Source organism: Shewanella sp. Sh95, assembly GCF_001308045.1.
Lineage (GTDB): Bacteria > Pseudomonadota > Gammaproteobacteria > Enterobacterales > Shewanellaceae > Shewanella > Shewanella xiamenensis.
The window spans coordinates 17,787-30,693 of sequence record NZ_LGYY01000185.1 but is presented as its reverse complement, the minus strand read 5'-3'; the positions used below and the strand labels follow the sequence as shown (position 1 = coordinate 30,693).

Annotated in this window: 11 protein-coding genes and 1 pseudogene; 6 read left to right on the top strand and 6 right to left on the bottom strand. The window is 45.4% G+C overall.

All coding sequences use genetic code 11. From position 1 onward, the window contains the following. Positions 1-93 precede the first annotated feature (93 nt). Positions 94-1,638: an MFS transporter gene (locus AEA42_RS13640; RefSeq protein WP_055648004.1), complete on the bottom strand. Its 1,545-nt coding sequence runs from the start codon at positions 1,636-1,638 to the stop codon at positions 94-96. Positions 1,639-2,060: 422 nt separating this feature from the next. On the opposite strand from AEA42_RS13640, the gene AEA42_RS13635 reads away from it, so the two are divergent. The 6 genes and pseudogenes from AEA42_RS13635 to AEA42_RS22935 form a co-directional block, all read left to right on the top strand. Then, entirely contained in the window at positions 2,061-3,407 is a 1,347-nt protein-coding gene (locus AEA42_RS13635; RefSeq protein ID WP_037416048.1) for an MATE family efflux transporter, read from the top strand. A 229-nt stretch (positions 3,408-3,636) separates the two neighbouring features. Then, on the top strand, positions 3,637-5,148 hold the full coding sequence (locus AEA42_RS13630; RefSeq protein ID WP_055648003.1) for a hypothetical protein: 1,512 nt from the start codon (positions 3,637-3,639) through the stop codon (positions 5,146-5,148). An 803-nt stretch (positions 5,149-5,951) separates the two neighbouring features. Beyond that, complete coding sequence (locus tag AEA42_RS13625; protein WP_197278440.1) at positions 5,952-6,497, top strand: hypothetical protein; 546 nt, start codon at positions 5,952-5,954, stop codon at positions 6,495-6,497. Positions 6,498-6,565: 68 nt separating this feature from the next. Beyond that, positions 6,566-7,078 (top strand): hypothetical protein, encoded by a 513-nt coding sequence (locus tag AEA42_RS13620; RefSeq protein ID WP_037425858.1) that lies wholly within the window; start codon positions 6,566-6,568, stop codon positions 7,076-7,078. A gap of 121 nt (positions 7,079-7,199) precedes the next feature. Next, positions 7,200-7,829, top strand: a complete 630-nt coding sequence (locus AEA42_RS13615) for a DUF2441 domain-containing protein (protein WP_157173863.1) — start codon at positions 7,200-7,202, stop codon at positions 7,827-7,829. Positions 7,830-8,019: 190 nt separating this feature from the next. Further along, a pseudogene (locus tag AEA42_RS22935) lies at positions 8,020-8,147 on the top strand (transposase); the annotation flags it as partial. A gap of 100 nt (positions 8,148-8,247) precedes the next feature. On the opposite strand, the gene AEA42_RS13610 reads toward AEA42_RS22935, so the two are convergent. From AEA42_RS13610 to AEA42_RS13595, 5 genes are all read right to left on the bottom strand, one after another. Further along, positions 8,248-9,426, bottom strand: coding sequence for an AAA family ATPase (locus tag AEA42_RS13610; RefSeq protein ID WP_037425855.1), 1,179 nt, complete (start codon positions 9,424-9,426; stop codon positions 8,248-8,250). Between the two features lie 142 nt (positions 9,427-9,568). Further along, positions 9,569-9,739: a hypothetical protein gene (locus AEA42_RS22680; protein ID WP_181159879.1), complete on the bottom strand. Its 171-nt coding sequence runs from the start codon at positions 9,737-9,739 to the stop codon at positions 9,569-9,571. A gap of 211 nt (positions 9,740-9,950) precedes the next feature. Continuing rightward, the gene (locus tag AEA42_RS13605; RefSeq protein WP_037425853.1) at positions 9,951-10,520 is read right to left on the bottom strand and encodes an LUD domain-containing protein; all 570 of its coding nucleotides are present in this window, start codon (positions 10,518-10,520) and stop codon (positions 9,951-9,953) included. A 1-nt stretch (position 10,521) separates the two neighbouring features. Beyond that, complete coding sequence (locus AEA42_RS13600; protein WP_055648002.1) at positions 10,522-11,916, bottom strand: lactate utilization protein B; 1,395 nt, start codon at positions 11,914-11,916, stop codon at positions 10,522-10,524. A 10-nt stretch (positions 11,917-11,926) separates the two neighbouring features. After that, a complete protein-coding gene (locus AEA42_RS13595; RefSeq protein WP_037416062.1) occupies positions 11,927-12,670 on the bottom strand; it encodes a (Fe-S)-binding protein in 744 nt (247 codons plus the stop codon). Positions 12,671-12,907 lie beyond the last annotated feature (237 nt).

The window sequence follows — 12,907 nt, the reverse complement described above, 5'->3', positions numbered from 1 at the left end:
TCGCGTATCAAGACCGTTAAATAAAAAGTGAGTGCATGCACACTCACTTTTTAATTGGAATCGATTAGCGGCTTCGATAACGCGGTTAAGGTATTAGTTCGCTGCCTGCTGCGCACGTTGCAGCGTCAGTAACCACTTACCATAGAAATAAATACCCACCGCCGAAATAGTACCAATCGCCGCAATTATATACCAAGCCATACCAATGTTGTGGCTGTGGTAGAGCAGCTGAGTCAGATCATGGGCGTTTTCGCCGGTAAAGCTGACTAAGGTGGTAAAGGCTTCACCCTGCGGAATGGCACTCACATCCGTTGCGCTCATGCCGCGCTCGAGTAATAAGTCGCGTGAGAACAACTCTTTCGAGGCGAAAATTTCATAGAGTTTTGGGCCAAAATAACCTTCTAAGCCCCAGCCAATCCCTTGAGGTAGCATGACAAAGCCAAGGTACATGGCTTTTTTACCTTCGGGGGCAATGTTACCCATAAATTCGTTTTTCTTTGGGCTAATCATCATTTCGCCAATCGAGAACATCGCGATGGCGAGCACAATAAACCAAGCCGCATGGAAGGCACCGATAAACACAAAGGCTAAAATACTGAGTAAACAGCCAATCAACATGGCAGTAGTTATGCGGTATTTGGCGGTCAGGGCGGCAATTAAAAAGCAGCTCGTCATAATCAAGCCGGCGTTGAGGTTAAGCATGCCCTCAGGCATCACTTTCGTGCCTTCATTATTTAATCCGAGCCAGAATTGTAAAATACCGTTGCTGGTGCCTTCACTACCAAAGAGCGAAGTGACAATCACACTGGTATCGACCCACTCGGAAATATGAATCGGTAGTACATCAAACAGCGCATTAAACAAGAACCAAAAACCTGAAAATACCAGCATGTAATAGATCACAATTGGCTTTTTAAGCTCATGCCAAGCGTCTCGCCATAGGGACTCTTGTTCGACTTCACCTGATTTAATTTGTTGATTACGGATGAGGCGCTCGGCTTTTCCTGGCTCGGTATATGTCAATAAAAACAGGAAGTTTAGTGAGATAATCGCAGCGCAGGCATAAAACACATTATCCCAAGAAAGTTGACGCATATGCACGGCAACCAATGGGCCTAAGAAGCCACCGATATTCACGACTTGGTAAAATATCCCCCAAGCCATGGAGGTATTATTACGATTGGTGGAGAGCACTAAGGTGCCTTGAATACCGGGTTTAAAGATACCCGTGCCGATGGCGAGTAGCAGTGCCCCCGATAAAAAGCCCCAAAAGGTAGGGAAGAACGCCATAGTCAGGTAGCCCATGATTTTAATCACGGTCGAGCCGAAAATGGTTTCCTTGTAGCCGACTCGGTCGGAAATCCCGCCAGTAAAGACGGGTACAAATGTCTGCATAATCGCCCAGAGCGAAATAATAATGCCATAGTCGCTGAGGCTAATCCCCAGACCGCCAGCCGATTCAGGCGCTTTGGCGTATAAGCCAGCACTGGCTTTTACGCCGTAATAGGCGATTCGCTCGACCAGCTCCATGCCGCCCACTAACCAAAAAATATAACTTAGGCTAGTGATGGAGGCCCACATACCTAACTGTTTGACTTCGCGCAGATCATTCTCTGCATTTGGACTATTGTGACTCATGTCCTTCCCTTTATTATTGTTATTGACTTTAATTTAACTAATTCATTATTAATTAAATGGTTAGCTCAATTGCAGAGACAAATAATGCCTCGATAATTAACTCATTTCTGGCAATATAAACCTACACTTTACCTAATTAAGGGGTAAATACCAAAAAAGTAGTGAAAAATGATGAGTTTCGCCACATCTGTTATTGAGTAGTGTTTTATTTGTCGTGATGGGTTGGTAAAAGTGTGCCATCAGTAAGATATTGTGTAGATTAGTTTTTGTTATAAATTTATCCTGCTAATCGGGTTTGGTATTAAAGTAAAATTTAGGTACAATCCATTGCCGCATTTTTGTTCATCATTCTATTTATCTAAGTGAATACCGCTAGAACAATCTGAGTGCGCACCCTGCCTTTATTTTTGTGAGATTTGGTTATGACTGCTGTTTCCCATAGCGCAACGGATCAACGCCTGCTGCAAGAGCCGATTTCGAAGCTTTTCTGGCGCTATACCATTCCAACAATCGCCTCCATGCTGGTGACTGGGGTATATGTCACCATTGATGGTATCTTCGTCGGCCATTATCTCGGTGAAACCGGGCTTGCTGGCATGATGCTGGCCTATCCCGTGGGCGCGATTCTCTACGCCGTCGGTGCCATGATTGGCATGGGCAGCGCCGCGTTAGTCTCGATTAACTTGGGGCAAGGCAATGTCGCCAAGGCGCGTAAATTGCTCGGTAATGCCTTTAGTTTATGTTTACTCGCGGGGGCATTTTTTGCCTTAATCGGCGGGATTTTTTCGCGAGATATTTTAATCGCCCTCGGCGCTGAGGGGGAAATACTCGAAAATGCTAATGAATACCTGTTCTGGTATTTTGCCTTATGTCATTTCCCTATTATCTCAATGGCATTTACCACCTTGCTGCGTAACGATGGTCGCCCATCCATGGTGACCTTTGTGCTGATCTTAGGTGGCGTGCTGAACACCTTTTTAGATTGGCTGTTTATTGTGGTGTTTCCCTTCGGTTTAGCAGGGGCGGCGATTGCCACCATGTTGTCGCAGGCTGTAACTGGCTTGCTCTGCCTGCAGCATTTTTTTGGGGCGCGCACTCAGCTCAAAATCAACCTAGAGCAGATGAAGCTTAAGCTTGATAACTGCATCAACATCGCCCGTGTTGGTTTGCCAAGCTTTTTAATGAATCTGTATCTGTCGATTGTATTGACTCTGCATAACACCGCATTTTTATGGGTTGGTGGCCCTTTGCATGTGGCAGCATACGGGGTGGTCAGTTATACCGAAGCGTTTTTCTACCTGATTTTTGAGGGGATTGCCCTCGGTACTCAGCCAATTTATAGCTTTAATGCGGGAGCAGGGCGCTTCGATAGGGTTAAACAGGCACGCAATATTGCCTTTGGCATGACCTTACTCACCGCCGCACTTGGCTTACTGTTGATTTATTCCCGCCCTGAATGGTTGGTGTACCTGTTTGCCGGTGATAACCCAAGCCTTACGCCCGTCGCGATTGAAGGCATGCGTTGGTATTTCTGGGGCTTGCCGATGGAAGGCCTCATTTTAGTGGGGGCGAGCTTTTTCCAAGCGATTAATTGTTCGAAACAAGCATCGATTCTAACTGGCGCAAAACTCATACTGATTGCTGCGATTATCTACTGTTTTGCTTGGGCTTTTGGCGTGATCGGTGTGTGGATATCGCTCGCGACCTGTAGCACGCTATTGGTCATTTGGATGTTCATTGCCATGCAGCGGCTTAAGATTAAAGCCTAATTTTTGTTTAGTTATTATCTTAGTCTTGAAACCGACTTAATACTGGCGTGTCGGCATGCGCTCTGATACATTTCGCTGGTTTAAACCCTGCTTAAAATGAGCTCAGTCTGTAGTATGAGTGTTGTCGATAAAATACCGTTACCGACTGACAGTAATGCAGGTGGATAGGATAAATTCTGGGCCACTTTGTCTGGCTTTTCGTTTGTTATTTAAGTTTTAAGAGGCTCTTATGCACACCGCTGCAGTCATCTCTATGCTGTTGTTTGGCGTGTTAACCAGTGTTAACGCCAGCGCCAAGGATAATGAGTTAGTGTTTGCTAGCGATTTTGAGGGTAACCGCTTATCACAACCTTGGTCTTGGATCATGGGGTGCCAATTTGAGGGTGCTGAGCCCCATAGTGGCGAGAGTGCGTTGTTATGTGCAGAAGGCAATAGCAGTATTGTCAGTAAATACCCTGTATCGGAAGCGGGTCTATTAGAGTTTTGGGTAAAAACTCAAAATATCCAAACCCAATATCGGATTAATGTGCTCACATCGCCCGTATTAAAACTGGATGCCCAGTGGCAGCATGTGGCGCTTATCGATGTTACTCCTGGCACAAATGAATATTTAGCCCATCGGGTGTCGATTGACGATCCGAGTCGTCAATATGTTCGCCTCGATATTGAAGCGATTAATGGCCCTATCAGTTTGGATGATTTAACCCTCGATAAAATTCGCTTAGATATTGCCCTGCAAAAAAACGAGCAAAAAATTATCGGCGGCATTTTAGATAAACTTAAAGAAGACAAAAACTACGAGGTTCAGGCCGAATCCTTTAGAACGCTGGGGAAAAACTACGCCGCCCAGCTCGAAAGCCAAAGACAATACCTTGAGTATTCGAACGCGATTTATTCCAGTATCACCTTTGTACTGGCGACCTCTGAGCGCAATAAAATGTCTAACCCTTTGGGTTATAACACCTTTAGGTCGGTGTTAACTGACGCTAAGCGGATTGCGTCGCCGATTCAACAGGCGCGTTTAGGCTCTATGGTTAAGCCCTTTGGCGACTTAGCAACCGCCACCTTAAATGTAGTGAGTGCTGGCGCCTACTCAGCCTTTGCTGAACCTTTTAAATCCTTCCTTGCGGCCACCTTTGACCGCTCAAACTATGACAACAGCGACTTAAGTCGCAGTGATAAAAAGTTTGCCGAGGAAAACGGCCTTAAGATTTACCAGCAGGCCGAGCGCTTTATGTCTGAAATCGAAAAAGAGTTGCAACAGGTGACCGCACTCGATAATGATTTAGTCAGTATGCAGAAGAACTTAGATAATTTCCGCAAGGATTTAGACAAACATCTGCGTAGCTATCTGCAACACGCCAGCATTGCCCGTACGCCCGAAAATTACAGTAAGGTGATGAGTAAAGATGAGCAGACTCGGGCGCAAATCATGGCTGAAGTGAATGCCAATATCAGCGCCAAAGCCGAAGCCTTACTTGCCTCTAATAGTAATGCTGAACTGGTACAGTACATGATTAAAACGACTGAAAAAATGGATGAGTTTCAGGAGTTTAAAGAACGTTTTAATCAAATTACTTCAGCGATGTTAACCTTCTATGACCGCTTTGAGCGCTCGATTGCCGCCGAGCAAAATCCCTTTACCGATCCAAGCGATAGGGCGGTATGGGAACAACATGCTCAAAGTGCACGCAATTATATTCGCCAGTCGAAGGAAGCCTTTACGAAAGCCTTTATGTAGTGATGTGTTGTAGAAAGGTTTACTGGGCTTGTTCATCAAAATGGCAGCGAAGGTTTTGCGCTGCCATTTTATGTTATCCATAGTGTTGTTCGTAAACTCAAAGTGCCTCAAAGCAAGATAGCTTGATCATTAGGTGTACTGAGTGAATTGTCATTGTTTCCCCAGTGACACGCCGTGAATATGTCCCTATAGGCTCGACGGCGACATCCATGTCGCCAACGGTCACTGGTGCAACAATGCCAATCTTCACGACCCCTCTGGCAGTTCGTTCAGCTAAAAGTTATTGCCCCAAAGTGTGTTTCAAAGTTAAAAATTCAAGTAGGGTGAATAAAGCAGTGGCTATAGAAAAGCTAATGTGATGAGGTTACTTTAAACCTAGAAGTCATGCCCGTCCGATATTTTAAAGCCAGCTAGTACTCCAGCTAGGATAGCCACGCCCTCAAGATGAAGCGGAATGGCTGACAGTGAAAAGTAGTCAAACTTATAGGCGCAAGCCTGTGAGGGGGGGGGCGGTACGAGCATCAGCCTGAATGTGAGGTCAGAATGCTGTCAACCAAGGTCAAAAACCAGTCGACAGTGAGCGTAAAAGAATGAGAAAGCTAAAACGATATCAAGTAATTACCCATCAAACTGTATAAAAAACCGCTACCGCAAAAAAGCAAATTCCTATAGCATCATTTATACCAATTGGCACGGATGTAGCAACGGCCATATTTAAGATTGAGTCAACAAGCGATTTATGCCCTGCAAACAGCGCAGCGCATAAATACTAAGACGTTAAATTTCTCAGAGAGATTCGTGCGATGAACGAGAAGAAATTCCCGAATAAAGAAAGTCTAAAAAAATGGTTAATTTCTGCAACTGGCATTGTACTTACATCTGTTTCTATGATGAGCGATGTTCAAGATTTGGAGTTTCAATTTTCAAATCCAAAGGCTCTGGTTACGGTGATGGAAGGAGCTCCTACTTATTTTCCTGATGGGCAATACATCATTACCTATTCCAACAGTTCAGATCTGGATTCTGATGATCTCGATTATTCAAAAATGGCAATGGTAATATCCCTTGAAGCAAAGTTGGCTAAATCGGATACATTAATTGGTGGTTTAAGACCACTACTTACTGCACTAGCCGACTTTGAATATTGCTGTACTATAGATCGAACCAATCCAGCTTACGTGACCGCAGGCATCTGGATAGTAGAGCCGAGTAATCCCGCTGAACTTGAGAATTTGAAACAAGTTTTGCACGAAAATTCTGTATTTTATGCTTTTAATGATGGTTCTGGCTTTGTCACACTCAACAACGCAAGGATGGGTAATGGTGTGCAGAAGCTGGTCAAAATTTAACAAGCAAAGGCAGGGCGACGCCAAAACGCGGCGCGCCTGCTTTGAGCTTTATGAATTATGGATGAATTGTGGAGTATTATTTAAAAAAGTATGGGGATTGGGCGTTTCTTGTATATATCTTAGTTGGAGTCGCTCCAACATTTATGTACGACACAATCCTAAATGAATCATACGATTGGGCATTTAAGTTCTTATCTCTTCCTATCGGCGCGCTTTGTTTTTATGTGTACCTTTTTAAAGTTCCAAAATATCGAAGGAAAGCAGGAAAAGTAAAAGGTTTTCTGTGGACTTCAATGATTGCAGCAATGCTTATTTTTATAAGTGGTGGCTATGTTATGGGACTAAACGCAATGGTTGGGGAACAGCAACAAGTTCAACTAACGGGTGAAATTGTCGAGCTAGACACATATGAAAGTACTAAGGGTGGTATGAGTTACTATGTTTATATTCAAACTACTCATACCAACGAGCCAACTAAACTTGATGTTTCAAAGAGGCATTTTGAATCACTAAAAGTTGGTGACTACTTTTCAGAGAGTTGGTCAAAAGGCTCATTTGGTCTGCTTTATAAGCGGAGATAATGCATAACAAAGCAATTATGAATGGGACGTCTAAAGCTTGGCTGGCGCTCATTCTTCGCTAATTTTAGCCAAGCTTAATACGCCCCATATTGCAGCGTCTATGCAAATACAGGAGGAACAATTGACTATTGCAGATACTGCACGTGATTATTTTCACATCAATAGAGCTGCTCCTTGGTCTCCATTTGAAATGTGGAGAGAAGGACAGGAAATAGATATTGGTGGAGAGAGTAATCCATATTTCAAGTTTTTTGAGACTCAACGAAAAGAGTATTCAGTAAACACCGAATCAGGTTCTATCATGGTACCAGCTGCAAAGTTTGTTGGGAGTGTCGCTAGAGGTGAGATCAATTCTCCTCATGTGGCTGATATTGCTAGTGAGGTTATTAGGCATTTTGTTGCTTATGTTAGAGAGTTGATTTGGGAAGATATAAGAAAGCAAGAGTTTCCTCATTTGCCATCAAGGCAGCGGTGCATCTGGTTAATCCTAGAACGGGAAGGTGTCAGGTTCTGGCTTGAGCGTTTAGGGCTCGAGGGACAAAGTTTTCAAATAGCGCGGGTTAGATTGCAAGGTCGTCTGCACACTGGTAGTGATGAGCACCTTTTAGGTGATAGCGAGCCAATGGAGATGACACTAAAACGTGCAAGACAATATTGGTTAGGAATCCATAATGATTCAGCGACTCAGGAAATCCTTTTTGAAGGACGCCTTCGAGTTATGGAGTTTCTGAGCCCTGAAGAATTTGCATAACAAATAAGGATAGGCCGCGCGTAGCCGCGACCCATTCTCAAAAGGCATGGCAAGTGTTGAACAAGTCCGATGTTGGTTATTGACACTTTATTATGCAAATAGCTGATTGAGAATTTGAAGGTGCTAAGGTCGTATTTTGAAAGAGACTTTTGTGCAGATATGACCTGCCCTTAGAGAACAATTGGTAGAAGAGGATACTGGGCGAATCATTCGCAATGATAAACGTGGCGCCATCAGTGAAACTAGCACTAAGTTACTGACAAGATTAAATATCCTCATGAAAACTGGCTCAAGCCCACTACTGAGTTTGGCAAGTTAAAGGGCCTGAGGAAAGTTAACTCAGACCCTATAAGTACTCGGTTAAAGCGCTGGCCAAATAGAGTTGACCATTGAATGAGTCCATTTAGGAGGAAGAGGGTTACACTGGCTTACAACACACTCCATATCTTAAGCTCGCTCTGCGATGGAGTTCATAGACTTCACAACCTAACAATGGCTCAGTTCTATTCAGTACTGCGCCAAAACGCTCAAAGTAGTCCTCATTAACTTGCTTTGCACTGATAAGCGGCACTTCAATACTGACATCTACACGACCTTTACGTATCAACGCAGGGTCAAGATGATCGAGATGATTTGTGGTCATTATGACAAGGCAGTCATCAAGAGGAATGACGCCGTCTAACGCGTTTAGTACGCCACCTAAAGTGAGTGGTGGGTTGTCTACGTTGCTTTCAGCTGTACGTGATACCGTAGCCTTTACACAATCACAGTCCTCTATTAACAACATCGCTCCGGGCGCTACTTTTCTAATCGCTTTATGAATAGTGGCATCATTGACAGTCGATAGATTCAATATGTATAGATCGCGATGATACTCAACCGCTAAGGCCCTCGCGATACCCGTCTTACCCGTGCCCGTTTTTCCATGTAGCAGTATGGTTAGCTTACTGACAACCGATTTTCCCCGACTTGCAAAGTTATCAACTTCCCTCATCAAGTCCTGCTTAAACCCTTCATCTAGCACTAAGTCACTAAAACCCGATGATTTCAATGTACCGTAGCGACACCATTCGGTTTCTTCGAAAATATTCACTTTCGGCTCAGTAGGAATGTCTCCACGAGTATCTTCTAAAAAACGATATAGTTTATCTTTTGCCCACCATGGTGCTCTTACAGTAATAGAATCGTATGCCATCGAACTATCGACCTTAGTACGGGTTGCCAACATAAAACAACCACCGTATTTAAACAGATGCATACCATAGCCGATAGACTTAACACTGACACGCCCGTCGTAATTCACACCATAGTCAAAGTACACAGCCTCAGAGATAGAACGTGAAAAAAACGGAATGGTAGTATTACTGATCAAAAAGGACAGCTTATTGAATATCTCTGTGCGTGCCTGATGGCTATCGTCTATAGTGAGCCGCACAAATAGCAGGCTACTGAGCCAACTTAACAGTTTCGCGGGGACATCTTTTAGCATGTAGCCTACGAGTCCAATTAACGTAAATGTTAATACTCCAACAATGACAGCCGTCAACAAAGGATCACTATTGGTGAGCGCCTTTATTTGTAGTAATACCTCGTTCATTTACTCACCTTTACTATAAATGCCTAATAGATATAGTCGAGAATACGACCTGCCGCGTCGAGGATACTCGTAAGGTATCTTCAGTATTGCGCTATCGCATCTGGTTAAAGCGACTTGATAAAGATCCTTTACTTATCACTAGTTATTGCTTTAGGCTGCGGCGCTCATCAAAGAGCAGTACGGCGCGGCCTTGCATCCACTGATTGACTTGCACTACATCCGTGTTTAACAGCCCGTTCGCCATCTTATAGGTAGGACGCCTGAATGTCGTGCAATGCAGGGATACGTGAGAACGACCATGGCTCTCGTTCATAAGCTTAGAAATCCTAGATTTCTCTATTCACCGAGTCGGCGGCGAATGCCATGGCAAGCCTGTACCTGTAGGCGAATAACCCTTATAAATCAAATGTTTCAAATATTGTTATGCTAAATTTTAAATAAGAAAGCCGCCAATAAAGGTCGGCTTTCATGTTTCGATTGTCCCGTAACCTTTGCGTTTCTTGGTTACATTAAATCTTGAGGCATTACAGCAAATACACGTTCGAGCTGCAGGCGCCGTGAGCACCGACGACGAGGGCTTGTTCGATATCGGCGGTTTTTGAGGGACCGGCGATAAACACCCCAAACTCACCTGAGGCTAGCGTGATTTCTTTTGCCGCTTGATGCATGTTTGGCACAATCTTATTGGCTGGCAGGGCTAAGATCAGGTTTTCACAGATAAAAGGCGTTACTCTGTGGCCTAAGTTCTTATTGTTTACCCAAATGGCACCATTTTCGGCAACACCAATATCCCCAGGTATCACCGCATAATCGATATCCCTGAGCTCGTGAGCCGTTGGTGGCACATCACGGTTTGCTGTGATGCCCTCAACGAGGGAGATAACCTGTAAGCCTTGGGCGACAAGCTCATCCACTTTGGCTTGCAGTGCCGCGAGGCCGCCTTCACGGTGAAGTGTACCCGCAACGGTTTTCAGATTGGTTTCAAACTGGCCAACCAGATCTTCAACCCTTGGGGCGACATCGATGCTCGGCATAGGATGGTTTGTTAAAGCCGACAGTTTGAGCGCATTGAGAATTTCGTGCTTACTAGACATCTTATAGGCTCCTGTGTTTCTTAAACCAAGCTTCGAAGCTGGAGTTGGGGGCGACTGGCAGTTCACGGTATTTACCCCAGGCACCGCTAAAGGGCTTGAGCAGACTACCCGGCAGAATGCGCAGTGCAGTTCGGGCCGCGCCCATTGAGCAATTGAGCAGAGTCGTGCTTGCCATAAATTTACCCACTAATGGCATATAGCCGTTTTTGCCGTAGGGGAGTTGTCCGGCTTCGGCCTTAAGGCGTCTGTGGTGGTGAATAATCTTATCGAGCGGCACCTTGGTCGGGCAGACATAGGTACAGCTACCACACAGAGTACAAGCCCAAGCGATGGAGTTGGTATCGTCATGCTTGGCACCCACCGCAATCCCAATCGGGCCGGGAATGGTGTAGTTGTAGCTGTAACCACCAGAGCGGCGATACACAGGACAAGTATTTAAACAACCGCCGCAACGAATACATTTCAATGATTCGGCAAGGATTTTATCCTTCATCATCTCGGTACGGCCGTTATCGACGATGATCACATGCATCTCTCCATCGACCTGTGGTCCACGGTAGAAGGCGCTATAAGTAGTGACGGGTTGGCCAGTTGCGTTGCGTGCGAGGGTGCGTAGTAACACGGCGGCGCTGTCGATATCGGGGACAATTTTGTCGATCCCCATTGAATGCAACTGCAACTTGGGCAGGTTAGCGCCCATATCGGCGTTACCTTCGTTGGTACAAACGACCACGGCGCCCTTATCGGCAATCGCCATGTTTACCCCTGTCATGGCGGCATCGGCGCTGAGGAATTTTTCACGCAAATGCGCGCGGGCGGCACGGGTTAAATACAAGGGATCGGCTGCCCCCGCTTTAGTGCCGAGTTTCTCATGGAAGAGGTCACCGACTTCTTCTTTTTTCATGTGAATAGCGGGCACCACAATGTGCGAAGGCGGCATTTTCGCGAGCTGAATAATGCGCTCACCTAAGTCGGTGTCGATGACTTCAATTCCACGCTGCTCTAAGTAAGGATTGAGATGACATTCCTCGGTGAGCATGGATTTGGACTTAACTAACTTCTTCACTTTATGGCTAGCTAAGATCTCGTGCACGATACGGTTGTGCTCGGCACCATCTTTAGCCCAATGCACTTTGATGCCGTTGGCAAGGCAGTTTTGCTCAAAGGTTTCAAGGTATTGTGCAAGGTTGGTTAAGGTGTGCAGTTTGATTTCAGAACCTAACTGACGCAGTTGCTCCCATTCGGGTAAGCTGCCAGCGGCGCGGTCACGTTTTTCGCGCAGCACCCAAAGGGCTTTAGAGTGCCAGTCAACTCGGGTTTCATCGCGGCAGAAAATATCGGCTTTATGAGCGTGAACCTGTGAACCCGTGGCCCCGTGATTATGTTGATATGCCATAGTGGGTCTCCTAGAGCGCGGCGTTAAGCACTTGCGCTATGTGGCGAATTTCAATCGGCAATTGCTGTCTGCGGATCATGCCATCGAGGTGCAAGAGGCAAGAGGGATCGAAGCCAACCACATATTGCGCGCCTGTTGCCGCGTGGGCTTGGGCTTTGTCTTTACCCATCTTGGCGGATACGGCTCCTTCATCGACGGCAAAAGTACCACCAAAGCCACAGCATTCATCGCGACGGTCTGGATAGACAATGTCGATACCAGCGATATTGGCAAGCACGGCTTCAACTTTGTTGAATCGTGGACCCATTTGCTCGCTTGGCGTGGCAAGGCTCAGCATACGAATGCCGTGACAGCTTAGTTGCAGGCTGATCTTATGGGCAAAAGGTTTGTTGAAGGCGGGAATGGGAGCGATATCGTGGAGGAACTCGGTCAGCTCATAGAGTTTGTCGATAACGGCTTGAGCTTCTGGGCTGCTATCAAACTCGTGGAAATTTTCTTTGGCGGCCACTAAACAAGAAGCGGCAGGACAAACAATGGCATCGCATTCTACACCTTTGAAAGCATTGAGTAATTTCAAGGTGGTACTGCGTGCTGCATCAAAGCAACCCGAGTTAGTCATCGGTTGGCCACAGCAAGTTTGGCCTGCGGGTAGAATCACTTGGTGTCCGAGTTTTTCCAGTAATTCCAGAGTGGCAATGGCCACATCCGGCATCATTTGGTTAACAAGACACGGGATGAAAAGGGCGATTTTCATTGTGCTTTCTCTTTCTTGTTAGTGAACGACATTGCCTTGCATTGTGGCCCCAAAGTCCACACAAATGCTAAGGTAGTTGATCCAATATAGGCTTATCTAAAGTAAATAAGTAGCCCTAATTTAGTAAATGATCTACTAGATTTTTGCAAAAATGAGAAGTTTTTAACAATATGATTTTAAATGGTTAATTTGGTTTTTATTTTAAGATTTATTTCGTTAACTTTGCGGAGTTGTCGA